This is a genomic window from Vibrio sp. 10N.286.55.E10, from assembly GCF_002872555.1.
Taxonomy (GTDB): Bacteria; Pseudomonadota; Gammaproteobacteria; order Enterobacterales; family Vibrionaceae; genus Vibrio; species Vibrio crassostreae.
Genome location: NZ_MCSD01000060.1, coordinates 251,204 through 277,264, shown reverse-complemented (window position 1 = coordinate 277,264; position 26,061 = coordinate 251,204). Strand labels below are relative to the sequence as shown.

At 44.4% G+C, this 26,061-nt stretch carries 20 protein-coding genes and 4 tRNA genes; 10 read left to right on the top strand and 14 right to left on the bottom strand.

What is annotated here, in order from left to right; all coding sequences use genetic code 11:
• Positions 1 to 106 precede the first annotated feature (106 nt).
• Both napF and BCV39_RS22345 read right to left on the bottom strand, forming a co-directional pair.
• Entirely contained in the window at positions 107 to 622 is a 516-nt protein-coding gene (gene napF / locus BCV39_RS22350; RefSeq protein WP_102431256.1) for a ferredoxin-type protein NapF, read from the bottom strand.
• Complete coding sequence (locus BCV39_RS22345) at positions 622 to 1,188, bottom strand: molecular chaperone TorD family protein (protein ID WP_102460947.1); 567 nt, start codon at positions 1,186 to 1,188, stop codon at positions 622 to 624. The genes napF and BCV39_RS22345 overlap by 1 nt, the downstream gene beginning before the upstream one ends.
• A gap of 199 nt (positions 1,189 to 1,387) precedes the next feature.
• On the opposite strand from BCV39_RS22345, the gene BCV39_RS22340 reads away from it, so the two are divergent.
• Genes BCV39_RS22340 through BCV39_RS22330 form a run of 3 tightly spaced genes read left to right on the top strand, consistent with a single transcriptional unit; the run spans position 1,388 to position 5,305 of the window.
• Positions 1,388 to 3,826, top strand: coding sequence for a DmsA/YnfE/YnfF family dimethyl sulfoxide reductase (locus tag BCV39_RS22340; protein WP_048659585.1), 2,439 nt, complete (start codon positions 1,388 to 1,390; stop codon positions 3,824 to 3,826).
• 11 nt (positions 3,827 to 3,837) lie between these two features.
• A complete protein-coding gene (locus tag BCV39_RS22335; RefSeq protein ID WP_004733360.1) occupies positions 3,838 to 4,458 on the top strand; it encodes a DMSO/selenate family reductase complex B subunit in 621 nt (206 codons plus the stop codon).
• Position 4,459: 1 nt separating this feature from the next.
• Positions 4,460 to 5,305 carry a DmsC/YnfH family molybdoenzyme membrane anchor subunit gene (locus tag BCV39_RS22330; protein WP_102432887.1) on the top strand — a complete coding sequence of 282 codons (846 nt, stop codon included), beginning with the start codon at positions 4,460 to 4,462 and terminating at the stop codon, positions 5,303 to 5,305.
• Between the two features lie 161 nt (positions 5,306 to 5,466).
• On the opposite strand, the gene BCV39_RS22325 is transcribed toward BCV39_RS22330, so the two are convergent.
• Positions 5,467 to 6,705 (bottom strand): CinA family nicotinamide mononucleotide deamidase-related protein, encoded by a 1,239-nt coding sequence (locus BCV39_RS22325; RefSeq protein ID WP_102432888.1) that lies wholly within the window; start codon positions 6,703 to 6,705, stop codon positions 5,467 to 5,469.
• A gap of 210 nt (positions 6,706 to 6,915) precedes the next feature.
• Between BCV39_RS22325 and BCV39_RS22320 the strand changes: the two genes are divergently transcribed.
• The 4 genes from BCV39_RS22320 (at position 6,916) to BCV39_RS22305 (ending at position 10,965) form a co-directional block, all read left to right on the top strand.
• Positions 6,916 to 7,824 carry a DUF3943 domain-containing protein gene (locus tag BCV39_RS22320; protein ID WP_102432889.1) on the top strand — a complete coding sequence of 303 codons (909 nt, stop codon included), beginning with the start codon at positions 6,916 to 6,918 and terminating at the stop codon, positions 7,822 to 7,824.
• A 254-nt stretch (positions 7,825 to 8,078) separates the two neighbouring features.
• A complete protein-coding gene (locus BCV39_RS22315; protein WP_019820630.1) occupies positions 8,079 to 8,591 on the top strand; it encodes an ACT domain-containing protein in 513 nt (170 codons plus the stop codon).
• Positions 8,592 to 8,782: 191 nt separating this feature from the next.
• Complete coding sequence (locus BCV39_RS22310) at positions 8,783 to 10,423, top strand: DUF1566 domain-containing protein (RefSeq protein ID WP_102432890.1); 1,641 nt, start codon at positions 8,783 to 8,785, stop codon at positions 10,421 to 10,423.
• Positions 10,423 to 10,965, top strand: coding sequence for a DUF1566 domain-containing protein (locus BCV39_RS22305; protein ID WP_102432891.1), 543 nt, complete (start codon positions 10,423 to 10,425; stop codon positions 10,963 to 10,965). Before BCV39_RS22310 ends, BCV39_RS22305 begins: the two co-directional genes overlap by 1 nt.
• A gap of 66 nt (positions 10,966 to 11,031) precedes the next feature.
• Here the strand turns inward: BCV39_RS22305 and nspC are convergent, their stop codons facing one another.
• From nspC to uvrY, 10 genes are all read right to left on the bottom strand, one after another.
• Complete coding sequence (nspC, locus tag BCV39_RS22300; protein ID WP_048664720.1) at positions 11,032 to 12,165, bottom strand: carboxynorspermidine decarboxylase; 1,134 nt, start codon at positions 12,163 to 12,165, stop codon at positions 11,032 to 11,034.
• A 171-nt stretch (positions 12,166 to 12,336) separates the two neighbouring features.
• Positions 12,337 to 13,587 (bottom strand): carboxynorspermidine synthase, encoded by a 1,251-nt coding sequence (locus tag BCV39_RS22295; RefSeq protein WP_019820628.1) that lies wholly within the window; start codon positions 13,585 to 13,587, stop codon positions 12,337 to 12,339.
• A gap of 8 nt (positions 13,588 to 13,595) precedes the next feature.
• Entirely contained in the window at positions 13,596 to 16,535 is a 2,940-nt protein-coding gene (locus BCV39_RS22290) for a pyridoxal phosphate-dependent class III aminotransferase (RefSeq protein ID WP_198591315.1), read from the bottom strand.
• A gap of 875 nt (positions 16,536 to 17,410) precedes the next feature.
• A tRNA-Gly gene (locus tag BCV39_RS22285) sits at positions 17,411 to 17,486 on the bottom strand.
• Positions 17,487 to 17,518: 32 nt separating this feature from the next.
• Positions 17,519 to 17,605 (bottom strand) — tRNA-Leu (locus BCV39_RS22280).
• A gap of 80 nt (positions 17,606 to 17,685) precedes the next feature.
• Positions 17,686 to 17,761 (bottom strand) — tRNA-Gly (locus BCV39_RS22275).
• A gap of 36 nt (positions 17,762 to 17,797) precedes the next feature.
• A tRNA-Cys gene (locus BCV39_RS22270) sits at positions 17,798 to 17,871 on the bottom strand.
• Positions 17,872 to 18,137: 266 nt separating this feature from the next.
• The gene (gene pgsA, locus BCV39_RS22265) at positions 18,138 to 18,695 is read right to left on the bottom strand and encodes a CDP-diacylglycerol--glycerol-3-phosphate 3-phosphatidyltransferase (protein WP_048659595.1); all 558 of its coding nucleotides are present in this window, start codon (positions 18,693 to 18,695) and stop codon (positions 18,138 to 18,140) included.
• A gap of 46 nt (positions 18,696 to 18,741) precedes the next feature.
• Positions 18,742 to 20,574 (bottom strand): excinuclease ABC subunit UvrC, encoded by a 1,833-nt coding sequence (uvrC, locus tag BCV39_RS22260; protein ID WP_102432892.1) that lies wholly within the window; start codon positions 20,572 to 20,574, stop codon positions 18,742 to 18,744.
• A gap of 15 nt (positions 20,575 to 20,589) precedes the next feature.
• Positions 20,590 to 21,234 (bottom strand): UvrY/SirA/GacA family response regulator transcription factor, encoded by a 645-nt coding sequence (gene uvrY / locus BCV39_RS22255; RefSeq protein ID WP_004729778.1) that lies wholly within the window; start codon positions 21,232 to 21,234, stop codon positions 20,590 to 20,592.
• 426 nt (positions 21,235 to 21,660) lie between these two features.
• Here uvrY and BCV39_RS22250 point away from each other — a divergent pair, with 426 nt between their 5' ends.
• Positions 21,661 to 24,024, top strand: a complete 2,364-nt coding sequence (locus BCV39_RS22250) for a DNA polymerase II (protein ID WP_102432893.1) — start codon at positions 21,661 to 21,663, stop codon at positions 24,022 to 24,024.
• Positions 24,025 to 24,109: 85 nt separating this feature from the next.
• On the opposite strand, the gene BCV39_RS22245 is transcribed toward BCV39_RS22250, so the two are convergent.
• Entirely contained in the window at positions 24,110 to 24,877 is a 768-nt protein-coding gene (locus tag BCV39_RS22245; protein WP_048659598.1) for a nucleotidyltransferase, read from the bottom strand.
• 137 nt (positions 24,878 to 25,014) lie between these two features.
• Between BCV39_RS22245 and yeiP the strand changes: the two genes are divergently transcribed.
• Together yeiP and BCV39_RS22235 are read left to right on the top strand one after the other, a co-directional pair.
• Positions 25,015 to 25,584 (top strand): elongation factor P-like protein YeiP, encoded by a 570-nt coding sequence (gene yeiP, locus BCV39_RS22240; protein WP_017055115.1) that lies wholly within the window; start codon positions 25,015 to 25,017, stop codon positions 25,582 to 25,584.
• A gap of 10 nt (positions 25,585 to 25,594) precedes the next feature.
• Positions 25,595 to 25,924 (top strand): HI1450 family dsDNA-mimic protein, encoded by a 330-nt coding sequence (locus BCV39_RS22235; protein ID WP_004741258.1) that lies wholly within the window; start codon positions 25,595 to 25,597, stop codon positions 25,922 to 25,924.
• Positions 25,925 to 26,061 lie beyond the last annotated feature (137 nt).

Genomic DNA, 26,061 nt, shown 5'->3' with positions numbered 1-26,061 from the left:
CCTTGTTCGAATATCGTCAATAAGAATTAAAAAGGGTCCGCTTCCTTTAGGAATGCGGACCCTTTTTCTATTCGTGTCTTAAGTTCTCAACCACCTAACCAAACGTTTATTGCTGAGTCAGGTTTAGAGTCACCGAGCCAATATAACAAGCGCTTCGGCACTCTCCACAACCATTACACTTATCTTTATCCACTGTAGGCAGCTCTCCTACTTCGATGTGTAGCGCACCTGCTGAACACGCAGTTTGGCATGCTGAGCAATCCATTTGCATGTAATTGTTACAGGTATCGGCAAAGCTTGGCTTGAGGTCGATATAAGGTGTGACCGTTGGATGAAGTGCGCCAGTCGTACACACTTCAGTGCATTTGTTACACATAGAACAACTGTTGTAATCCAAATTCAGCAGTGCACTTCCCTCTAGCATCTCAATAACGCTATTCGGACACGCTTGCTCACACAGCCCACAACCTTCGCAAAGACGCTCAAACAGCACCTCATCAACCGCTCTTGGCGGTCTTGAATGCAAGCGCTGTGAGATCTCTTCGTAATTCGCGGCTGCTTTAACCGGTTTAGAAAGTCGAGTTAAGAAACCGCGTCTATTTGAATTTATTTGTTCAGACATTAGTCGATATATAACTTTTTAGTAGCAACGTTTAAATTATATTCAGATGTTAAATACTTAAACCAATCTATTACATCACTTGATAGCTGCTTATAAAATGATAAATCTGATGCTGTATTTAATTTATCCAAATAAATAGAAGACCAAGGTAATAAATGACACTCAAGTAATTCATTAGCTGAATTGATATTATTATTTTCTAACAAATATGCATGGGCGAATAGCATTAAACCAAACTGATCCTCTGGCTCTCTTAATCCAGTGTCTAACTCAATTTGATTCAATTCTAAGAATTGGCGATATTCCACAGTCGACGCGCCGAATACAACACGGTCTTTATCTAGGTATACAGAGCCCCAAGGTGGAGCTGGCATGTCTCCAACGCCTTCAAACAAGCGACTAAATTCCGCAGACAAGGCGATTTCCTGCTCACTTCTCAGTGCCAGCAGACATTCTTCTGATAGAACTTCACTCTCAACCAAGGCTTCGACAATGGTTAACAACTGTTCTTTATTTATCGCTTTATAAAATAGCGAACCCAACAGTTTGTGCGTATCGATAATCATTATTATTTATACCGTAATAGGTTTTAAAGATAATTATATTAATTAAACCATTCCATTCTTTGATCTAATTTATACATTCAATTCATAAGATTTAAATTTCATACTTATTTGATACCTATCAATCAATATTTAAATATTAAAAGACAAACACAAAACTACCTATAAAGTGCTATACATCAATAACAATAGGCATCTTAGAATGACGAATAAGAAAGAATCTGGGGTAATGAACCTTACTCGAAGAGGCTTCATGAAAGCTTCTTCTGCGGTAGGTAGTGCAGCCGCACTCGCGGGCGGTATCGCTTTACCTTTCAAATCCAAACCAGTAGCGGCTGCAGTTGCTGAGAATGTGGATGAGAAAATCGTATGGAGTGCATGTACTGTAAACTGTGGCTCTCGCTGCCCTTTACGTATGCATGTACAAAACGGTGAAATCAAATACGTAGAAACAGACAACACAGGTACTGACGAATATGGTCATCACCAAGTTCGTGCGTGTCTACGTGGTCGCTCTATGCGCCGCCGTGTTTACAACCCAGATCGCCTGAAATACCCAATGAAACGTGTTGGTAAACGTGGTGAAGGCAAATTTAAACGCATTAGCTGGGAAGAGGCTTATGATGAAGTCGCTGGTACTATGCAACGCCTGATCAAAGACTACGGTAACGACACTATCTACCTAAACTATGGTACAGGCACCCTTGGCGGTACGGTTACTAAATCTTGGCCACCAGCACAAACGCTGATTGCTCGTCTAATGAACCTAAGTGGTGGTTACCTAAACCATTACGGTGACTACTCAACAGCGCAAATCGCGAAAGGCTTGAGCTACACCTACGGTGGTTGGGCAAACAACAACTCTTTCTCTGACCTAGAGAACACAAAGCTTAATATCCAATTTGGTAACAACCCTGCTGAGACTCGTATGTCTGGCGGCGGTCTGATCCACCACTACGTAGAAAGCAAAAACAAATCGAACGCAAGAACGATCATCATCGACCCTCGCTACACCGATACTGCAGGTGGTCGTGAAGATCAATGGATTCCAATTCGTCCTTCAACTGATGCTGCATTGGTAGCAGGTCTTGCACACGTGATGATCACTGAAGACCTTGTCGACCAACCGTTCCTAGACAAATACTGCGTAGGTTACGACGAGAAGACTCTGCCTGCATCAGCGCCTAAAAACAGCGACTACAAATCTTACATCTTAGGTTTAGGTGAAGATGGCGTAGAGAAGACACCTGAATGGGCCTCTAAGATCACAGGCATTCCAGTTGATACTATCGTTAAGCTTGGCCGTGAAATGGGCACAGCAAAACCATGTGCAATCCACCAAGGTTGGGGCCTACAACGTACAGCGAACGGTGAACTAGCTTGTCGTGCAATCGCGATGCTGTCGCTACTCACTGGTTCTGTGGGTGTATCAGGTGGTTCAACAGGTGCTCGTGAAAGTGACATCAACATTCCGTTTGTTCGCTTCCCTACTGTGCCAAACCCAGTTGAAACGTCAATTTCAATGTTCATGTGGACAGATGCGATTTACCGTCACCATGAAATGACCGACATCACTGATGGTGTTCGCGGTGCAGAGCGCCTTAAAAACCCAATCAAGATGATCTGGAACTATGCAGGTAACTGCATCATCAACCAACACTCAGACATCAACAAGACTCACGCGATTCTTCAAGATGAAAGTGCGTGTGAAATGATTGTCGTGGTTGATAACCATATGACTTCTTCTGCGAAATACGCCGATATCATCCTGCCAGACTTAACGACGTCAGAGCAAGACGACTGGTGTATGGATGGTAAAGCATCGAACATGCCTTACTTCATCTACGCGCAAAAAGCGATCGAGCCTCAGTTCGAAGCGAAATCTATCTACGAGATGTGTTCTCAACTGGCGAAACGCATGGGCGTAGAAAAAGAATTCACAGAAGGCCGTACTCAAGAGCAATGGATTGAGCATCTTTACGCTGAAACTCGTAAGAACGATCCAACACTGCCAACCTTCGAAGAGATGAAAGAGCTGGGTATCTACAAACGTAGCTATGACCACCACTACATCGCTTACGAAGATTTCCGCAAAGATCCTGAAGCGAATCCACTGACCACACCAAGTGGCAAGATCGAGATCTACTCAGAGCAACTGGCTGATATCGCGAAGACTTGGAAATTGAAAGAAGACGAAGTGATTCACCCTCTTCCGATTTACGCCGATTCTTTTGAAGGCCACAACGACCCATTAGCAGAGAAGTACCCACTTCAGCTAACTGGTTTCCACTATAAGGCTCGTACTCACTCGACTTACGGCAACGTTGCAGAAATCAAAGCAGCAGCACCGCAAGAGTTGTGGATCAACCCAATTGATGCGAAAGAACGTGGTATCGAAAACGGCGACATGGTGAGTATTTTCAACGACCGTGGCGAAGTACACATTCCAGCGAAAGTGACACCAAGGATCCTTCCTCGAGTTGTCGCGCTAGGCGAAGGTGCATGGTACGCACCAGATGGTCAGAAGATCGACCATGCAGGCTCTATCAACGTGCTGACCACTCAGCGCCCGAGCCCACTTGCTAAGGGTAACCCTCAGCATACAAACCTAGTTCAAATCAAAGCGCTAAAGAAAGCATAAGGTAGGTTGGAATGAAACAATACGGCTTTTACATTGATTCAAGTAAATGCACGGGTTGTAAAACCTGTCAGCTTGCTTGTAAAGATTATAACGATCTCGACATCAAAACGAACTACCGTCGCGTATACGAATACGCAGGTGGTGGCTTCACTCAAGATGGCGATACCTGGGTTCAGAAAGATGTTTTCTCTTACTACCTGTCTATCGCTTGTAACCACTGTACTAACCCTGCGTGTGTGAAAGTGTGTCCTTCGGGTGCAATGCACAAACGTGATGAAGACGGCTTGGTTGTGGTTGACGAAAGTGTGTGTATTGGTTGTCAGCACTGTAGCAATGCGTGTCCTTACGGCGCACCACAATACAATGCTAAGAAAGGTCACATGACCAAGTGCGATGGTTGCTACCAACGTGTTTCAGAAGGCAAACAGCCTATCTGTGTTGAGTCTTGCCCACTTCGTGCATTGGAGTTTGGTGAAATCAATACGCTTCGCGAGAAGTACGGCTCTGGTGCAGATGTGGCGCCACTGCCATCTTCAACCGAAACACTGCCAAACATCGTGATTAAGCTGAACAAAAACGCGAAGCCTACTGGCGATACCAGTGGTCACCTAGCAAACCCGAAGGAGGTGTAAGATGATTTTTCATGAGTGGTCTTTAATCTTCTTTACGGTGCTGGCGCAAACTGCGGTTGGTGGTTACTTACTGATTGGTGCTCGTGCACTGGTACTTGGTCACGATGAAGAGAAACTAAACAGCTATAAGGTTCCAATGTTCATTCTGTGGGCATTCATGGGTCTTGGCTTCATGTTCTCGACAACGCACCTGGGTTCTCCACTGCGCGCGTTTAATGCCTTTAACCAACTAGGCTCGGCTTGGTTGTCTAACGAAGTGTTCTTCGGTGCGGCATTCTTCGCAGTAGGCGGCCTGCAATGGCTATTGTCTGTGGTTAAGAAAGGTGGCGTAGCTATCCAAAAAGCACTGGTGGTCGGCGCTATGGTGCTGGGTGTTATCTTCATGTACGCGATGATCAACGTATACATGATCAATACAGTACCGACATGGGACAACATCTACACACCACTAAGCTTCATCATGACGATGGTTGTGGGTGGCTTGCTGCTGTCTCAGTTCGTGATTGTGTTCGCAAACGACAGCCGCTTTACGGTTGACCGTAACATCACCATGCTGGCTGTTATCGCAGTTGCTATCAGCTTGCTTGCAACAGTAGGAAAACTGAACCTAATCGGTGAGATCCAAACTTCAGCAGCAAAAGCGTCTGAGTTAGTCGATGGTTTAGGTAGCTATGTGATTCTTCAAGTGGCACTGCTAATGGCAAGCTTGTTGATTTGGATTCTACCTATGCTGAACAAAGCAAAAGTGAACCCAGTGAACCTTGGCTTAGCACTAGTATTGTTCTTGGCTTCAGAGTTAATCGGCCGTGGTTTGTTCTACAGCTTACATATGACAAGCGGTTTGTAATCAAGTTCTTACAGACATGAGTTACGTGTAAAAGTCGCTGCTTGTTTAGTTATCTAGAAGGCTAGATAAACAAAAGGCCCAACACCTATTTAGATGTTGGGCCTTTTTATTGCGTTTTTTCTAGCGTTTTTAGTACAGACTTTGCGATTTCGCTTACATAGTTACTTAATGATAGCCGCTGGAATAAACATGTCTTTCAATCGCTTAACCGAAGAGTAAGTACCAAACATCGGTTTGTTGTCTAGATGCCTTCTCAGCATATCGGCGGCAACGGTCTTAATCACGTTGCGTTGGTCTTCACGCGAGTACTGACGATAAAACTCAAGCACCTGCCCCCACTCGCCTGCTTCAGTCGACAATGCAACGCTGAATGTGTTGCCTTCTAACTTACCAGTCACCAAAGCCAATTCGGTTTCGCACTTCTCTCTTGTTGCGCCAGCCAGAGCAAAGGTGGCGGCTAATGGATCGCTCTTTTCAAGCTCACTCTCTTTGGGTTCAGCCATCACCCAAGAATGCCCAAAGCAATCTTCAAGCTGCTCATTCGATTGTAGCCAAGCTGAAAGCGCACCTTTGGTCGACACTTCAGATACAGACAAGGTTTTCTTTCTCTCTGCCATGATATGCCCAATATGGTCAATCATCGGCTCATCAACGCTGACTACGTTACTCTCTAGCAGCTTGTACACCATTTGCAGAAGCTTAACGCGAGTTTCTAAGTCTGCCTTAGGACCAAACAGTTTGACCTCAATGAAAGGCAAATAAGAGCGATAACCCAACTCATAACCTTCTGGCAGCTTAAGCTGGTCTAACACATCCGAGATACCCGATTCAGACAAACCAAACGTAAACAGTCGACTGCATTCAGAGGCAACCACTTGAGGGTAGGTACGCGACAAGTCAGGAAGAATCTCAAACGTCACCATACGTTTGAACTCACTCGGTACACCCGGCGTGAAATAGAAAGTCGCATCGTTGATTTTCAGCTTGAAGCCACATGCAGTACCGACAGGGTTATCGACAATCTCAGAGCTTGCTGGCAACAAGGCTTGCTTAAGGTTGCTGTCAGGCATCGGCATACCGCGTCCTGAGAACATCTCTTCCATACGAGCCAGCCATTCAGGGAACATGACGAGTTTCTGCTCTGAAGCAGTTGCAGCGGCGGCTGCACTCATATCATCGGTTGTCGGCCCTAGACCACCATTAACGATAACCACATCATAGTTAAAGCTCAGCATCAGCAGTTCTTCAACAAGAGCATTCATTTGATCACCCACAGTTGAGCGCTTAGCAAGAGCAAAACCATGCTGATAAAACTCACCAGACATCCAAGCTGCGTTTGTATCTACAATGTCTCCATGAAGAACTTCTTCACCTGTACTTAACATTGCGATTTTCGTCATATTTCTATCCCTTGTTGTCATAAAAAGACACTGCATTATTTACAAACTGGTCTATGGTTGAATTTGGAGCAATCCGCCTTTTCACTAATATTAATAATGTTAAACCTAAGGTTTTCTTAGGAAAAGCTATAAATTATTAGTTCCCTAAATCAGGCATTTAATAGATAATTGTGACCCTGATCAATTCCAAACTTTCTCATGGAGACCCTTGTGGCCAAATCACCGTTACTAGCAAAGGTTACTGCTGCATTTACAATGCTAATGTCAGTTAACTCGGTTGCAAGCCAATACGACTTCGACCAGCCAATCAACCTTTCTTATTCGGATGAATGTGCTCAAGATTACTGTGTTAATGATAGCTTGTACACCTACAAGCCTAGTACCAATTACGCACTGAGCGAATCAAGTGATGAGTACGACTTCTCAATCCAACAACCAAAACACCTGTTGGTGAGTCAGGAGAAGGATTGGGATTACCTAATGGGTCAAACCTACACCATTCTTGGCCTGAGTGTCGCGACGGTGGGTTTGATGACTCTCCTACCTGAAAGTATCACTAAGTGGGATGATGACCAACGTGACATCAGCTCATTAGGTAAAAAGTGGAAAGATAACGTGTCTGATGGCCCAGTATGGGACCGTGACGAACACTTCCTAAACTACGTAATGCACCCATATTTTGGTGGTGTTTACTACACTGCAGCTCGACACGCAGGTTACGATGAGTTTGAGTCTTTCTTATACTCTTGGACTATGTCGACGTTCTTCTGGGAATACGGCGTAGAAGCGTTTGCTGAAGTACCTTCATGGCAAGACCTCTTTATCACTCCTTTCTTTGGTGCTGTTGTCGGTGAAATGATGCTAGAAGCAGAGCAAGACATCGTTGCTTCAGGTGGCGAAGTGATGGGATCTCAAACTATGGGTGATGTGTCTCTATTCTTCCTAAACCCTGTTGGTCACATCCACTACTGGGTAAGTGATGCATGGGGCGGTGACGCAGAAGTTAATCTGAATACTAACCCTTGGTGGGATAACCAAGACGCAGCACGATTCGCCTATGATGCTGGGGCACGATACGATTCTCAATTTGTTGGTATGAACTTTAAAGTAACGTTCTAAGTCAGCTTTCAGTCTCTAAGTTTTAAGTTACTGCATTCCCAATAAAAACGACAACTCATCCCAAAAGCGGCTCTCTAGCCGCTTTTTTTTGTGCCCTACTCTTCATTCTCTTTTTTTGCATCACAGCTTAGTTTCAAAAATTGACGTAGGTCAAACATTGTTCGATGTAACCTTCTACACTGAAATTAAAGAACTTTATCGCGTGATATCAAACATTTAATTCGCAACAAATCATTGAAACTTTGGGGGCTGATATGAACAGTACATTTATCGTAAACTTTATCGGAAAAGCATCACCAACAACAATCAAACAGCTTGCTGCGGTTACTCACGAAAACGACGGAAAATGGCTCATCAGTAAAGTGAACTTTATTGAAGACCAAGTCGCAGGCGTACTCAAGGTTCAACTTCCAGCCATCAACGAATCGATTGTTAAAGAGGCTTTCAGCGCCAATCCAGATCTCATCGTACAATTTGTCGATTCAGATCATACGCATAATGTCCAAGACACAATCCATCACCTAAGACTCGATTCTAACGACCGAGCAGGTATCGTCAATGAAGTGACACATGTATTAGATAGACAAGGGATCAGTATTCTAGACATGGACTGTCACCGAGTCTTCATTGCAGGCGGCGGTGGTGTAAGCTCAAGCCTATTCACTTCAAAAATAGCGGTTAAGCTGCCAATCGAAGTTCAAATCGATGATGTAGTTAATGAACTCGAAACACTCAGTGAAGACACTCGTGTGATGATTGAAAGCTAATTTAACTTACCTCCTGACGATACCTTGATCGTTGGGAGGTCACCTAATAAATAAGACCTCTCTTACATTACTTACAAAAAAAAACCATCAAAACACCTAAAATACATAGCGACAGCATATGAAATTAAGCATTTATATAATTTTTTTGATACGATAGATATCTTATATAATTTAGTAGCTTAGGTTCACACATGGAAAGAAAAAGGTCGAGTTGGCAGCTCAATGTCATCTCAGCAATCCTTCTTACGACACTGTTTAGCGGTTGCAAAAGTGGTCATGAAAATAACGATAGTGGAACAACGACTACGGGAACAACTTCAAGTACGTCATCTTCTCCTATTACGCTTAGCATCCCAAGTAGTGTCTCATTTTCTGAACCACAATCAGGGTCGAAAACAGAATCCATTACCGTTTCTCTTTCCGAAGCATTAGCTCAAGAACTCACCTTAACTATCTTAACTAGTGACGTGACAACTCACTCTAATGGCACCTTCAAAAACTACGATGCTATATCAAGTCAAAACGTCAAAATTGCGGCAGGTGTAACCAGCGCAGCTCTACCACTAAACCTTATACACAATAATCTGTATGAGGGCAGTAAAACACTTCATTACTCTATTAGCGCAGATAACAGTACAAATTACACTCTTTCAAACGAACGAACTGTAGTAACCATTGATGATAGCGATACTCAACCAACAGTTAGTTTTAGTAACGACTTAAGTACCGTTGTAGAAGGTGACAGCATTATTCAACAAGCTGTTTTGAGTCATTACACATCTCAAGATGTAACACTTACCTTAACTCAAACTGGTATTGCCGCGCCTGAGGACTTTACTGTTGATATATCAGAGTTAACTCTTAAATTGCCAGCAGAAACCCTATCAACAAATATCACTTTTTCTGCTCGTGATGATAGCTTCGATGAAGGTGGCGAATCGGTAATCTACACGATAGCTTCCGTTGGTAACGCGACTATCGATTCGAGTAAAAACACTCTCGCGTTCTATATTCCGGGGCAGAAAAGTTTTAATGATACTGGGTATGTCACTTATTTTGATGGAACAGACTACGACAGCGTCACTCCTCCAGTATCACATCCAAATCAAGATGCCGATTTTGGTTTAGATGTCACAAATGGAAGTGAACATTCGGATGGGGGATATGGCTTCCGCTACACCAAGCTAGATGCTCACGGGAACCCTCTAATACCTAGCTCTACTGATTGGCGCTGTGTTAAAGATGAGCATACCGGATTATATATTGAAGCAAAACAAGATCCGGTAGCACTGCCGAGTCAGTCCGCGGTCGATACCTGGGTTAAGAACCATAAAGACAACCCTGATGCCCACCCTTATCCATGGGACAGTCAATCAAGCTCATGGCGAAGCGCTTCGTACACATATACTTGGCACGACTCTGATAATACAACCAATGGTGGCTATGCAGGAGCACGCAATGATCTATTGTACAGCGTCGGCCCGATCTCTTCTCAATGTGCATACATTAACGATGGTTCAGGAAGTAACTACTGTAATACAAGTAGTTATATTAGTAGTCTAAACAGTCGCTCTATTTGCGGTATTACAGATTGGCGCTTACCTTCACCTGTTGAAGCTCGTTCATTTATCAACTTCAATGTCGGCACTGCACCAGTAGGAGCCATTGATTTCTTTCCTAATCTTGGAGACCGACTCTTCACGCACTCTAGCTCTGTTAAACAAGATGGTAGTGCTAGATGTATCGACTCTCAAAATGGAGAGCTTGAGCTTTGTAATAAAAACATCGCAGGCTCAACAGGAATTGTGGCTGTAAGTGGAGGTATTGAGTAATGAAACTAAAACTATGCTTAGGTGTAATTGCCTCTCTGTTAAGTGCAAATGCCATCGCGCAAACCTGCGTGCAAACTCAAACTCCCTCTCACCAAGACGGGCAATTTATTGACCGTAAAGATGGGACATTACTCGACGTAACGACTAATTTGCTTTGGTCAAAATGCAACCTAGGCGAAATCTACAATCAATCCAATGACACATGTGATGGTACCGCGATTAAATATCAAAATTGGCAGGATGCACTTATCGCAACTGAAGATTCGAATCTGACCACTATCGCAGGTCAGGTTGGTTTTAGGTTGCCTAATATCAAAGAGTTAAGTTCAATCGTTGACTATAGCTGTACTAGACCAGCAATCAACCTGACACACTTCCCGACTACAACCAACGAACCATATTGGACTAATACTCCTGACGCTCATAAAATCAACAGTGACTATGATGGTTTAATTATTGATTTTGAAGAAGCTTTAGAAGTCATTACAGACCCAGATGATATTCCACATCCTCTTGTTCGCTTAGTGAAAACATTTAATTAGGTTTATCACTGTACAGAACAAAAGAGCAGCTCATCGGCTGCTCTTTTGTTCTAATGCAATGTTCAGTTACTTAATCGACCATTGTGATAATGAGCGTTTGAAGTCTTCATAGCCGAATTCATTTAGCTTCTGAACTTCACCACTGCTGCGTTCGCAGTAGATTGATGGCATTTTCAGACCATTGAACCAGTTCAGTTTCACCATGGTGTAACCTGCACTATCCAATAGGTGAAGCTTTTGACCTATTTTCAGCGGCTCGTCAAAGCTTGTTTCACAAAACTGATCGCCCGCCAGACATGAACACGAACCAATCACGTAGTCATGACTTCCGTTTTCAGACGCTTCTAATACCGATGCAGGCTCGTTGTAGATAAGCGTGTCAAGGCGGTGAGCCTCGGTAGCTGAATCCACAATCGCCGTTTTCTTCACGTTCTCAACAATATCAACCACTGTCACAACTAAATCTGTCGTTTTAGTGATGATAGCTTCACCCGGCTCAAGGTACATCTGCACGCCGTGTCTTTCAGAGAAGGCTTTTAGCGCAAGACCAAGTTTCTCGATGTCGTAGCCCGGCCATGTGAAGAACACGCCGCCGCCCATGCTCACCCAATCTAACTTATCTAGGTGATCCCCAAACTGTTCTGAGATTGAATCAAGCAAACCAATAAAGGCATCGACGTCTTTGTTCTCACAGTTCATGTGGAACATCACGCCATTAATCTCATCAAAGATTTCAGGCTTGATATGGTCAGCTTGTACGCCCAAACGCGAGAATTGACGCGCAGGGTTTGCTAAGTCTTGTCCTGCGTAGCTTACGCCCGGATTTAGACGTAAACCCAGCGAGGCTTTACCTTCAACAATATGACGGTAAGCTTCGAATTGGCTTTGCGAGTTGAAGATCATCTTGTCGCAAATATCCGCAACTTCTCTCACGTCATCTTCGCTGTAACCCACACTGTAAGCGTGCGTTTCACCGCCAAAGGTTTCATGACCAAGTTTTACTTCGTACGGGCCAGAGCTTGTCGTGCCATCGAGGTAAGGCTTGATGATGTCAAACACACCCCATGTAGAGAAACACTTCAGTGCCAATACTAGCTTCACACCTGAAATCTCTTTCAGCTGCTTCGCTTTCTCTAGATTCGCAATCAACTTGTCTTCGTTGATCATGAAATAAGGCGTTTTTAGTTCGTTGTTTTGCATGTTAATACCTTGCGGCCCTCGAGTTCACGAAGGCACATGATAATCGAACAAAGCCGACGCTAATGCATCGGCTTGTAGTTATACGTTCTCGTCATTCATATGACTTTGAATTGAATTCGCAGAGCTTTGACCTTGTCGCTAGGGCAACGCAACGAGGGCAAAGAGCCAAAATTACTTCAAAGTATGGATTAGAGGTAGACCTTGCCCAGGTTCTAGCTCTTGAACGTGCCAGTCTAGACCGATTTCAGGCATGGTTGCTAGGAACGGGTCTGGGTTTAGCTGTTCCATGTTGAACACGCCTTTATCAGCCCATTCACCACGGAAGAACTGAAGTGCAGCAGTAATTGCTGGAACACCGGTTGTGTAAGAGATCGCTTGGTGTTCTACGTCTTCGTAAGCCACTTCGTGGTCTGCGTTATTGTAGATGAATACGCTGCGCTCTTTGCCATCTTTCTTACCTTGAACCCAAGTACCGATACACGTTAAACCTGTGTAACCCGGAGCCAAAGACGTTGGGTCTGGCAATAGAGCTTTAAGAACATGTAGAGGTTGAACAACAGTGCCATCGTGCAGTGTTAGCGGATCTGGGCTCAGAAGACCGATATCACGCATGCAGTTGAAGTAGTTCAGGTAAGCATCACCAAAGCCCATCCAGAATTCGATACGCTTAGCTGGGATGAATTCCTTCATTGAACGAACTTCATCGTGCGCCATTGAGTAAACTTTGTGAGAACCACAGTTAGGGAAATCAAACTCAAGCATACGAGAGTGGCAAGGTACTTGTTTCCACTCTTCATTTTCCCAGTAGAAAGAATCACCTTGGATCTCAAGCATGTTCGTTTCTGGGTCAAAGTTTGTCGCAAACTTCTTACCATGATCGCCTGCGTTTACGTCCATTACGTCGATCGTATCGATTTCATCGAACAAGTGCTTAACCGCGTGCGCTGCAAATACTGAAACCACACCTGGATCGAAACCCGCACCAAGAATACCTGTGATGCCTGCTTCAGCAAACTTCTCACGGTAACCCCACTGCCAATCGTAAGCTTGTGGTACTTGTTGGCCTTCAGAACATAGGTCAACCGCTACCGATGTATCTAGGTAAGATACTTTTGCTTGGTAACACGCTTCCATGATCGCCATGTTTACCCAAGGAGGACCAGCGTTGATTACTAGGTCTGGTTTCACTTCGTTAATCAGAGTAACAAGTGCATCAACATCGTCAGCGTTTACTGCGCGAGCTTCTAGTTTTTTAGTTGAATCTTTAAGGTTGTTTTTACCTTTAATCGATTCGATGATTTTTTCACACTTCGCGATTGTGCGAGAAGCGATTGTGATATCACCCAGTACTTCGTTATTTTGTGCTGCTTTGTGTGCAACAACCCAACCAACGCCGCCTGCACCAATTTGTAGAATAGCCATAGTATTAATTACCCTTGTTGTTCTGCTAGCTCAGTGGCTAGAGTTTGAATTTTGTTAATTAGAGATTTGAAATCTGATGTCTTTAGGCACGGATTCAAGATAGTGAATTTAAGCGCACTCTTACCATCCACGATCGTTTCACCCAATACTGCAACGCCACGAGTCAGCGCTTCCAGTCTTAGCGTTTGATTCAGTTTGTCTAAATCTAGCTCGCCGTTTGCTGACGGCTTAGATCGGAACAACACTGTTGATAGTGAAGGCTCCGCGAGTAGCTCTAAGTCAGCTTGGTTTTGAATCAGGTCTGCCACTTCTAGCGTTTGCTCAAGAAGATGGTCGTACATATCGCCCAACTGCTTTGGACCAACACTTTGCATAGTCATGAAGACTTTCAATGCATCAAAACGCTTAGTAGTCGCGATAGACTTATCGACTAAGTTCGGCAGCTCATCGTGTTCGCGGTTTAGGTAATCTGCGTGATGCAGAAGGTACTTAAAGTTCGCTTTGTCTTTCAACAACACCGCACCACAGCTGATTGTTTGATAAAAAAGCTTATGGAAATCGACACTTACAGAGTCCGCTTTCTCGATGCCTTGTAAACGAGCTTTATGGCTGCTTAAGATAAGCGCGCCACCGTAAGCACTGTCGACATGGAACCAAAGACCTTGTTGGCTTGCGATGTCTGCAATCGCATCAAGGTCGTCGATAGCACCGTGATCGGTTGTACCTGCTGTACCGACTACAGCAAAAGGAATCAGGCCTTGAGCTTTAAGTGCTTTGATTTCTGCGTCTAATAAATCCGGTTTGATGGTTCCGTTTGCGTATGTTTCAACGCAGCACACCGCGCTCTCGCCTAAACCAAGTAGTGAAGCGGACTTTTGAACCGTGAAATGAGATTTTTTTGAGCACAAGATACGAAGCTTGCTCGCGTAATCTGGTAAACCCAGCTTTTGGATTGAGTGACCATCGTGTTTATCAGCAATCCAGTCTCTTGCTAGCAATAATCCCATTAGGTTACTTTGCGTGCCGCCACTAGTGAAAACACCGTCCGCTTGGTCGCCAAGTTGGTACTTGTCACACATCCAATCAACCACTCGCTGCTCAACATAAGTCGCAGCAGACGCTTGGTCCCATGAATCCATTGATTGATTCAACGCCGCGATGATTGATTCCGCCGCTACCGAAGCCATAAGAGGAGGAGTGTGGAGGTGTGCAATACAGTCTGGGTGTTGCACGAAGATGGAGTTTGCAGCGACAAGGTCTGCAGTGCTATCTACAACATCAACCAAAGCGTGTTGATTGTTATCGAGGTCGACAGCTTTGATAGCGGCCTCTAGTACTTTAGGTTCTAGACCTGAGTATGGCGTTTCAACTTGCTCAAAAACCGCTTTCATCGCTTGAGTGGTTTGGTTCATCACGTTAGCGAATTCGTCGCTACCGCCTAAACCTGTCTGGATGAAATGCTTGTTCCATTCTTGGTTTGCTTGTTCGCTTGAAGCTGGGTCTTTTTGTAAACCACCACCTGCTGCGATGATCGCTTCTTCCATGACGCGCAATGCAAAGTCAATCTGCTCAAAAGAGATAATCATCGGTGGTAGGAAGCGAATCACAGAACCATCACGACCGCCCTTCTCGACCATCAAACCACGCTCTAGTGCTGCGCGTTGAATCGCTAGGGTGAGTTCACCGTCTGATTTCGGTTCACCAAATTTGTTAAGTTCGCCGCTTGGTTGCTTGATCTCAGCGCCAAGCATTAGACCTTTACCACGAACTTCAGCAATACAGTTAACGCGAGATTGAATCTTCTCCAACCCATGACGCAAGTATTGGCCTGCAATGTTCGCGTGCTCAACCAAACCGTCTCGCTCGATGATTTCTAACGCTTTCGCACCAGACACCATAGCCAGTTGGTTACCGCGGAAAGTGCCGGTATGCTCACCCGCTTTCCAAGTATCGATGCTCTTATCGAATACAAGCAGCGACATAGGCAGTCCGCCACCAATCGCTTTAGACAAACATAAAATATCTGGATTAACGCCTGACTCTTCAAACGCGAATCGATGACCTGTTTTGCCTACACCACACTGGATTTCATCAAAAATCAGTAGGATGCCGTGCTCATCACAGATGCGACGTAAACCTTGCAACCAAGAAGCAGGAGCAGGAATCACACCGCCCTCACCTTGCACCGGCTCAACGATCATCGCAGCCGGCTTCATGATGCCAGACTCGTCATCGTTCAACATACGTTCGATGTAACGAATGCTCGCGTTGGCACCCGCTTCACCACCAATGCCAAATGGGCAGCGAAGGTTGTATGGGAAAGGCATGAAATGTACGTCAGACATCAAGCCGCTACGACGTTCTTTAGTGCCGAGATTACCCATCATACCCATGGTGCCGTTGGTCATGCCATGGTAAGCACCACGGAAAGCAAACATGGTGTTGCGACCTGTGGTTTGCTTAGCGAGCTTGATCGCCGCTTCCACAGCGTCAGCTCCCGATGGGCCACAGAATTGAAGAACCGAGTTGTCTGAAAAGTCTTGAGGGAGAAAAGCTTTAACTCGCTTGATAAACGTCTCTTTTGCTTGAGTCGTGATATCAAGAGTTTGGTATGGCAAACCAGAATCGAGTTGGTCTTTAAGTGCTTGGTTAATCTCAGGGTGGTTGTAACCCAGAGAAAGTGTCCCTGCACCGGCTAAGCAATCGAGAAAGAGTTGGCCACGAGTGTCTTCAACTAAAGCGCCACATGCTCGTTTAATAGCAATAGGCAGGCGTCTTGGGTAAGAACGAACATCCGACTCATGCTGTTCTTGCTCAAGCAGAATAGCGTCAGGTGTTAGGTCGTACGTTCCCTCTAAGATAGGAACCATAGTTGAAAATGAATTTGCGATAGTATTGATATCGACTTCAAAGGCGGTAGTCATAAAAGTCCCCTTGAATGTGTTCATACTCACCTCCATCAGACGCAATTACCCACCAACTCTCGTTAAATTTGGAGAGAGTTCATAGTGAAGCACGCGTATTGTCTAGAAATGAGATATAGCTGTACGCTCGCATAAGTCAAATGACGAATACGAAATTAAGCCGTCTTAAGACAGCGATAAATTGTTAGCGTGAGCTCAAGGTTCAGTAATGCTACTGTTTTGAAGAATTGGACATTTTTGCAGGATCGGGCAGCTATGAGGAGCTGATCCCTTTGGAAATGCAGAGCTGATTAGCAATGTTGTAATTAGTGTGTTCAATGTTGGGTTTCCCATTAACATGGCGAACTGCGCCATAAGTATCCCGTCTATCAGCTAAAGGACTAGCCAATACCTACCCTACGTAATGTCCCAATCAGCAAGAATGGTCACTACGCGTATCCCCCAGAAGCAATCGTTGCTCTTCTTGAACATTGTTCATTCCGAGATTGCGCAGGAAAGTAACATAAAGTGAAATGAACGATCAATAGTTTTTAATAATAGCCTGATAAATAGCAGTGGTGGCTAAGCAATTGCTGAAAATATTGTCAGCAATATCGTTTAAGAAAGAGATCTCCGGTTCATTCGTTCCTCATGCCCGAGGATGACGACACAGGTATATAGACGGTGTTAGTGATGGCTTGAGGCTGTGCCGCCTTTACATCATTCCCTGGTACGAGGAAAGAGTTCATAGGGGATCTCGCTTTTAAAAACTAACTGTTCTAAATGAACTTAATTGCGAAATTTTGAAATAAAAATAGAAGTGAATTTTGAGTGTGGATTCAAACAACAAAAGTACAGATATGGAAACGCTGAACGCCAGAAACCAAAAAGCCCGAACATTTCTGTTCGGGCTTTTAATTTGGAGCGATACATCGGGTTCGAACCGATGACCTCAACCTTGGCAAGGTTGCGCTCTACCAACTGAGCTAGTATCGCATTTGCTTTATCAAGATAAAGACTTTAATAGATGGTGCCCCGGGCCGGACTTGAACCGGCACAGCGCGAACGCCGAGGGATTTTAAATCCCTTGTGTCTACCAATTCCACCACCAGGGCACGCAATTCTTTATTGCGATGCCGATTACTGAAAAGTAAAACACCATCTTAATGCTGACGCCAATCAACATTACAAAATTTGGAGCGATACATCGGGTTCGAACCGATGACCTCAACCTTGGCAAGGTTGCGCTCTACCAACTGAGCTAGTATCGCATTTTCATTCATATTCTTTCTAGAAGAAAGAAAGAATGGAGGCGCCTCCCGGAGTCGAACCGAGGTCCACGGATTTGCAATCCGCTGCATAGCCACTCTGCCAAGGCGCCTTAGTAACTCCAAGCGAATCGCTTATTGCCATCCTCTTGGGTACGGGATGCATTCTACGGATTCAGACGATTGAGTCAATATTATTTTTGTATTTTTAATTCGTTTGAATAGATTTCATACGAAACAGGCCAAATAGCTGACTTTATGTTCAAAACACACTGTGAGCGGGTTATTCAAAGGAGATCTATATCACATTAGATATCCGCTATTGGTGGCTTAACCTTAGGTTAAAGATCAAAAAAGCGAGCCTCAGCTCGCTTCTTCATCAATGATGTTTTTCGTCTAACAAATCGTCTTTAGCGGCCATCAAGTATTGCGCCATTGACCAGTAAGTAAGAACGGTTGCGACATAGAGTGCAATGTATCCTACCCAAACCATCCAGTCGTCATAGCGCCAGATAAGCACCCAAAGGGCGAACATCTGAGAAACGGTTTTGACTTTACCAACCCAAGATACCGCAACACTTGCACGTTTACCGATTTCAGCCATCCATTCACGAAGTGCTGAAATGATGATCTCACGAGCAATCATGGTCACCGCTGGAATCGTCACCCAGATTGAGTGGTAATGCTCAGTAATCAGGATAAGTGCCGTAGCAACCAACACTTTGTCAGCCACTGGGTCAATGAATGCGCCAAAACGAGACGTTTGCCCTAACTTGCGAGCCAGCATACCATCTAGCCAATCAGTAAAGCCTGCCACCCAAAACACCATCGCAGCAGCAAAAGGAGCCCATTGATAAGGTAGATAAAAAACGACAACGAATACTGGGATCAAAAATAGTCTCAGTAAGGACAAAATGTTAGGTATATTCAAACGCATATTATTGGGCTCTTATTAATTGCGCTTTAATGGTGCGGGATTTTTACTATTGTTTCAATGCTTGATAAATGTTTTCTGCCAAAGAATGACTAATGCCCGGCACTTTGGCTATTTCTTCGACAGTTGCACGCTTAAGTTCTTGTAAGCCACCCATATATTTCAGCAACGCTTGACGACGTTTAGGCCCTACCCCTTCAATTCCTTCCAAAGCACTGGTTCTACGTGTTTTGCCACGTTTAGCTCTATGCCCTGCAATCGCATGATTATGGCTTTCATCACGGATGTGCTGGATAAGGTGTAGTGCTGGCGCATCACTGGGTAAATTGAACTCTTCCCCTTCTAGGGTCACTAGAGTCTCTAAACCAGGTTTACGAGTCACGCCTTTCGCAATACCCATCATTCTTGGTCTAAACGGCCAATCCCCCCAATATTGAGAAATGATCTCATGAGCGCGGTTTAGTTGACCTTTGCCACCATCGATAAAGATAATGTCTGGGATCTTGTCGACATCGAGTTGCTTCGAATAACGCCTCTCAAGCGCCTGAGCCATCGCAGCGTAGTCATCACCACCAGTAATGCCGGTGATGTTGTAACGACGGTACTCCGGTTTAACCGGGCCTTCTTGATTAAATACCACACAAGAAGCGATCGTACTTTCACCCATGGTATGACTGATATCGAAACATTCCATTCGCTTGATAGCATCCATCGACAGCACTTCTTGAAGCTCTTTGAAGCGCTGATTAATCGTCATCTTGTGATTAATCTTGGTAGTAATAGCCGTCAATGCATTGGTATTCGACAACTTAAGGTAACGACCTCGAGTCCCTGAAGGGTTGGTATTGAAGTGGATCTTACGACCCGCAACTTCACACAAAGCTTCTTGAATCGGTGTCACATCTTCCATCAAATCGGCATTGAGAATCAGACGAGTTGGGATGGTTCTCGCTTCATTATGCGCAAGATAGTATTGGCTTAGAAAACTCGAAAAGACCTCTTCTCGCACCGTATTGTTTGGAATTTTAGGGAAATGGCTTCTACTGCCTAAAACCTTGCCTTGGCGAATCATCAAGATATGAATACACGCTACGCCATTCTCTTGAGCAAAGCCCAACACGTCCATATCTTCCATTGAATCGTCAGATACATACTGTTGTTCTTGCACGCGTCGAATCGCTTGGATTTGATCACGGAAAGCGGCAGCTTGCTCAAAGCGAAGCTCTCGGCTTGCTGTGTCCATCTTTTCGATGAGCGTCTCAAGGACTAATTTGTCCTTTCCTTGCAGGAACAGACGAACATAGTCGATAAGCTCGCTGTACTCTTCGTCAGAGATAATCGAGCTGACACATGGCGCAGCACAACGGCCAATCTGATACATCAAACATGGACGTGTTCTGTTGGCATAAACCGTATCTTCACACTGGCGGGCAGGAAAGATTTTTTGTATTAGGTGCAGCGTCTCACGCACAGCGCCGGAATCAGGATAAGGACCAAAATATTCACCTTTTTTCTTTTTAGCACCACGATGCATCGACAAACGAGGATGCTTGTGACCGCTAATAAAAATATAGGGATACGACTTATCATCTCGCAGAAGTACGTTGTATTTCGGTAGGTACTGCTTGATGTAGTTATGCTCAAGAATAAGAGCTTCGGTTTCCGTGTGCGTTACAGTGACATCGATCTTGTCAATATTGCTGACTAGAGCGCGTGTTTTTTCACTGTCGACTTTTTTACGAAAATAACTAGAAAGGCGTTTTTTGAGGTTCTTAGCTTTACCGACGTAGATAACGACAGCCTCGGCGTTATACATTCGATAAACGCCGGGCTGCTCTGTTACTGTCTTGAGGAATGAGACTGAGTCAAACAAGTTGGTCACTATACGATCTCAGTGTTAAAGGGTCTCAGTGTCTAACATTCCATGTCTAATCGCTAAATGCGTCAGCTCTACATCGCCACTGATATCCAGCTTGCTGAACAAACGGTAGCGGTAACTGTTGACTGTTTTAGGACTTAGATTGAGTTGTTCTGAAATATCCGTCACTTTCTGACCTTTGGTAATCATCATCATGATTTGAAGTTCACGTTCAGATAAGTCTGCGAATGGATTTTCAGACGCAGGAGAGAATTGGCTCAAAGCCATCTGCTGCGCAATTTCTGGTGAAATGTATCGTTGGCCACTGTTAACCACTCGAATTGCATTTACCATTTCATCCGGACCTGCCCCTTTAGTAAGGTAACCAGCAGCTCCAGCTTGCATCACTTTAGTTGGAAACGGATTTTCCGTATGAACAGTTAAAACGATGATTTTAACATCAGGGTTGAAACGCAAGATTTTCTTGGTTGCCTCTAAGCCACCAATACCAGGCATATTCATATCCATCAAAATAACGTCAGTATTGTTAGTACGACACCATTTTGCAGCATCTTCACCGCTTTCAGCTTCCCCTGCTACGTTCATTCCACGGACGTCTTCAATAATACGTCGTATCCCTGTGCGAACCAGCTCGTGATCATCTACAAGGAAAACATTTATCAAACTTGTATCTCCACACTATTAATTGGCTCTGCAACCACTGTGTCGTTTCATCTGTTTGAAACAATTGAACAAAGGAACAGTGGATCGCAGCATTGAGTACATCTTAACTTAATTACTAAAAAAAAGCTCTGTTGAATATGTGCTGAAACACGAACTTTAGCAAGTACTTATTAACAAATAAGCTAACTAAAACAACAAGCTTTTTCTAAAAATCAACCAGTTAAAACAACACCCAATAAAATTACACAAGATAAAGATATTTTCAATACCATTGAATAACCATTCGCGACAATTTCACTTATTTGCTTATAGAGTCCCGTTATTTGCCTCTGTTAACTAGAATTTAGTTAGTATTTTTGCTGCCTGTTGTGCGCTAAGGGTCGCTAAGTGGTAGTATTCGATTCCCAATTTCAATAGGTTACTACATTGGATATTCAGCAAGGCTTTGTACTTACAAGACAAGCGAGAGATTTTTCAGGGCGCACGCAAATCGACTTGTGGTTAAGCACCCCTCAAGGCCCTACTCTGCTGACCATTCCAAATGAAAAACCTGTATTTTTTGTCGCTCAATCTGATTTAGAAGCATGTCAGACAATCGCAGCGAAAGAGTCGATTGATTGCCAATTTAAGCCTCTAGAACTAGCCACATTCGAGCAAACACCTCTCGCCGCGTGTTACACCTCGCTGTCGAGAAGTAGCTTTGGTTTAGCGCAAGCCTTTCACAGCGAAGACATCCAAACCTTTGAAAGCGATATTCGACTCGCCGATCGATTCTTAATGGAACGCTTTATCAAAGGAAGTATTGAGTTCACGGGTACCGCGGTACAAAAGAACCAGCATCGCAAAGTATCAAATGCGAAATGCCGAGCGGGCGACTACTTACCTAATCTATCTGTCGTCTCGCTTGATATTGAATGTTCAGAAAAAGGCGTGCTTTATTCGATTGGTCTAGACAGCCCAATGGATAGCCGAGTGATCATGGTCGGCGCCCCTCAAGAAGCCGGCACTAATATCCAGTGGGTTGCCAACGAAAAAGCTCTTCTTGAAGCCATGATTATGTGGTTCTCTGAATTTGACCCTGACATCATCATTGGTTGGAATGTTATCGACTTCGACTTTAGGCTGCTGCACAAACGTTCAGAATGGAACGAAGTGAAGCTAAATATCGGCAGAGACAATCAACCGAGCTTTTTCCGTAGCTCTGCACAGAATCAGCAGGGTTTTATCACTATCCCTGGGCGCGTTGTCTTGGATGGTATCGATATGCTTAAAACGGCAACCTACCACTTCCGGTCTTGGTCACTGGAGTCGGTATCGCAAGAGCTACTAGGAGAAGGTAAAGACATCCACAACGTTCATGACCGCATGGATGAGATTAACCGGATGTTTAAGTTCGATAAGCCTTCATTAGCTAAGTACAACCTTCAAGACTGTGTGTTGGTAAACCGAATCTTCGAACATACCCACCTACTCGATTTTGCGATTGAGCGTTCGCGACTGACTGGTGTCGAGCTTGATCGTGTTGGCGGTTCTGTTGCTGCTTTTACTAATTTGTACCTACCACAGATACACAGAGCGGGTTATGTCGCACCTAACTTAGAGCCTGAGAACTGGATTGCGAGCCCCGGTGGTTATGTGATGGATTCAATTCCCAACCTGTACGACTCTGTTTTGGTGCTCGACTTCAAGAGCCTATACCCATCAATCATCCGCTCGTTCCTGATTGACCCTATGGGATTAATCGAAGGGTTGAAGCTGGAACTAGGCCCAGACGAAAACCAAGCGGTCGAGGGCTTTAGAGGTGGTCAATTCCACCGTTCAATGCACTTTCTGCCAGAGATGATCGAAAACCTATGGGCTGCACGTGACGTGGCAAAGAAGAACAACGAGAAAGCGTTCTCTCAGGCGATTAAGATCATCATGAACTCATTCTATGGTGTGTTAGGTTCGTCCGGTTGTCGTTTCTTCGACACCCGGTTAGCGTCTTCGATTACCATGCGTGGACATGAGATCATGAAGCAAACTAAGGTTCTGATCGAAGACAAAGGCTATCAAGTAATTTACGGCGATACCGACTCAACCTTCGTGTCTCTGAACGGCAGTTATGACCAGCAAAAAGCAGACGAGATAGGGAATGAACTGGTCGCTTACATCAACGATTGGTGGACGAATCACTTAAAAGAGACCCACAACTTAACCTCAATACTTGAACTGGAATACGAAACTCACTATCGCAAGTTTCTAATGCCGACCATTAGAGGTTCAGAAACCGGCTCAAAGAAACGTTATGCCGGCCTAATCACTCAAGGCGACAAAGAGAAGATCATCTTTAAAGGCCTTGAAAGTGCTCGAACCGATTGGACACCTCTAGCACAGCAGTTTCAACAAACCCTATATGAGATGGTGTTTCATGACCAAGACCCTACCGACTATGTCAGACAGTTTGTAGATGAGACTTCAGCGGGTAAACATGACGATTTACTGGTTTACCAGAAGCGTCTGCGTCGTAAGCTACATGAATACCAAAAGAACATTCCGCCGCAGGTTCGTGCAGCTCGTATGGCCGATGAAATCAATGCTCAGTTAGGGCGCCCTCTTCAATACCAAAACAAAGGACGTATTGAATATTTGATTACTCTGAGCGGCCCTGAGCCTAAAGAGTATTTAAAGAGTGGTATTGATTATCAGCATTACATCGACAAACAGATTAAACCCGTCGCTGAAGCTATCTTACCCTTCATCGGGTTAGATTTTGAGAGAGTCAGTGGACAGCAATTAGGTTTATTCTAAGATTATTGTCGAGGTTTCATCAAAACAAAAAAGCAGAGGAATGTTCAATTCGCTCTGCTTTTTTATATCGATAGATTAAGAAGCTCTATCCGATTCTAAACTCGGTTTTCTGATATTGCTTAACTAACCACTCACCAAAGCCATCAAGAATACCGATCACCGAACGTTTCGGGATCGGTCTACCTGAGAGTAAAATGCCCAGCCTTTGAATTTCGACTTCTCTATCTGGGTGATACTTCAAGAACTGTTGACCACACTCTACAGGATCATCGAACCAATACTTATCGCGATACATCACCAAAGAGTAGCTTGCTCTTAGCAACTTCTTGGCAATGATCACTTGCGCGGCCACTTGTTGTTCTGGCGTTGTAGCTCGGGCAATCTTGTTGCGATACACCGCTAACCAGTTTTCCGCATCCATATTCCAATGCTTGGCAATTTCCCAACTCGTCTCAAAATCACCATAGCAATCTGACAAGTCTTCACCATGCACACACACGGCCAAATGCTTAAGCATAAAGCCCCAGGTGAAGATGTTGTCGAAATCGACTATCTCGCTCACCAAGGTGGTTTTAATCGCCACTTGAGTCACCTGTGGGAAGCTTTTTTGGAAGCGCCATTTAATGGTATTCAACAGCGTGGTTCGCTGGTCAGGAAACGGGCGGTGTGTCACCACAACCACATCAAGATTTGAGCGACCGACGACGGCTTGCTTGCGAGCAACACTGCCATAAATATAGACACTGTGTAGATTAGAACCTAATCCACCTTTTAAGAAGGTAATCAGATCGTTAACCACAGGTTGGAATTCAGGTTGAAAAGGCTGTGTTGGGTCAATAACAGGTAGCTGCATAGGTCGTTTCGGTAAATAAAATCATGATTTAACAGTAACTCTATGATCGCCTAGGTGACTTTATGATTCAAGCTATTCCTATTTATAGCATCTCCGAGATATAATCAGCGGATAGACCCACTAAGGACAAACACAAAATGCCTAGAGCAAGTGAAATTAAAAAAGGTTTTGCTATCACAGTAGAAAGCAAAACAGTAATCGTTAAAGATATTGAAGTAACAACACCAGGCGGCCGTGGCGGCCAAAAGATTTACCGCTTCCGTGGTAACGATGTAGCAACTGGCGTTAAAACTGAAGTTCGCCACAAGGCTGACGAAATTGTTGAAACTATTGACGTAACTAAGCGTGCAGTAATGTTCTCTTACGTTGATGGCAACGAGTATATCTTCATGGACAACGAAGATTACACACAATTCATCTTCAACGGTGAAACAATCGAAGACGAACTGCTGTTCATCAACGAAGAAACTCAAGGCATGTACGCGATTCTTATTGATGGCAACGCTGCAACGCTTGAGCTACCAACATCTGTTGAGCTAGTTATCGAAGAAACTGACCCTTCAATCAAAGGTGCATCAGCGTCTGCTCGTACTAAGCCTGCTCGTCTTTCTACAGGTCTTACAATCCAAGTACCTGAGTACATCGCGACTGGCGACAAAGTAGTAGTAAACACTGCTGAACGTAAATACATGAACCGCGCAAGCTAAGATACTTATTATGACCGAAGCTAACGACCTAATGTCTTATGACGACGCAATTGACACTGCATACGACATCTTCCTAGAGATGGCACCTGACAACCTAGAACCTGCAGACGTGATTCTTTTCACTGCTCAGTTTGAAGATCGTGGCGCAGCAGAGCTTGTTGAAACTGGCGATGATTGGGTTGAACATGTTGGCTTTGAGGTCGACAAAGAAATCTACGCTGAAGTGCGCATTGGTCTTGTGAATGAAGCTGATGACGTTCTAGACGACGTATTTGCTCGCATGCTAATCAGCCGTGATCCAGAGCATAAGTTCTGTCACATGCTGTGGAAGCGCGACTAGTACCGCTATTGACACTCATCTGCATGAGTAAACAAGTATTCATGTACGCGAGTTAAAAGTTAGCCGAGCCGATTGCTCGGCTATTTTTATCACGCTGTTTCCCATCATGACTACCTACTTTCATCATCAACGTTAGA

Bases quoted from the DNA above. Each gene is read 5' to 3' on its own strand.
- pgsA (WP_048659595.1), bottom strand. From the start codon at position 18,695: ATGCGTTTGAATATACCTAACATTTTGTCCTTACTGAGACTATTTTTG.
- BCV39_RS22345 (WP_102460947.1), bottom strand. From the start codon at position 1,188: ATGATTATCGATACGCACAAACTGTTGGGTTCGCTATTTTATAAAGCG.
- BCV39_RS22235 (WP_004741258.1), top strand. From the start codon at position 25,595: ATGACCGAAGCTAACGACCTAATGTCTTATGACGACGCAATTGACACT.
- BCV39_RS22305 (WP_102432891.1), top strand. From the start codon at position 10,423: ATGAAACTAAAACTATGCTTAGGTGTAATTGCCTCTCTGTTAAGTGCA.
- BCV39_RS22290 (WP_198591315.1), bottom strand. From the start codon at position 16,535: ATGAACACATTCAAGGGGACTTTTATGACTACCGCCTTTGAAGTCGAT.
- BCV39_RS22295 (WP_019820628.1), bottom strand. From the start codon at position 13,587: ATGGCTATTCTACAAATTGGTGCAGGCGGCGTTGGTTGGGTTGTTGCA.
- BCV39_RS22325 (WP_102432888.1), bottom strand. From the start codon at position 6,705: ATGACGAAAATCGCAATGTTAAGTACAGGTGAAGAAGTTCTTCATGGA.
- nspC (WP_048664720.1), bottom strand. From the start codon at position 12,165: ATGCAAAACAACGAACTAAAAACGCCTTATTTCATGATCAACGAAGAC.
- BCV39_RS22335 (WP_004733360.1), top strand. From the start codon at position 3,838: ATGAAACAATACGGCTTTTACATTGATTCAAGTAAATGCACGGGTTGT.
- yeiP (WP_017055115.1), top strand. From the start codon at position 25,015: ATGCCTAGAGCAAGTGAAATTAAAAAAGGTTTTGCTATCACAGTAGAA.
- napF (WP_102431256.1), bottom strand. From the start codon at position 622: ATGTCTGAACAAATAAATTCAAATAGACGCGGTTTCTTAACTCGACTT.
- BCV39_RS22315 (WP_019820630.1), top strand. From the start codon at position 8,079: ATGAACAGTACATTTATCGTAAACTTTATCGGAAAAGCATCACCAACA.
- BCV39_RS22245 (WP_048659598.1), bottom strand. From the start codon at position 24,877: ATGCAGCTACCTGTTATTGACCCAACACAGCCTTTTCAACCTGAATTC.
- BCV39_RS22340 (WP_048659585.1), top strand. From the start codon at position 1,388: ATGACGAATAAGAAAGAATCTGGGGTAATGAACCTTACTCGAAGAGGC.
- BCV39_RS22310 (WP_102432890.1), top strand. From the start codon at position 8,783: ATGGAAAGAAAAAGGTCGAGTTGGCAGCTCAATGTCATCTCAGCAATC.
- BCV39_RS22330 (WP_102432887.1), top strand. From the start codon at position 4,460: ATGATTTTTCATGAGTGGTCTTTAATCTTCTTTACGGTGCTGGCGCAA.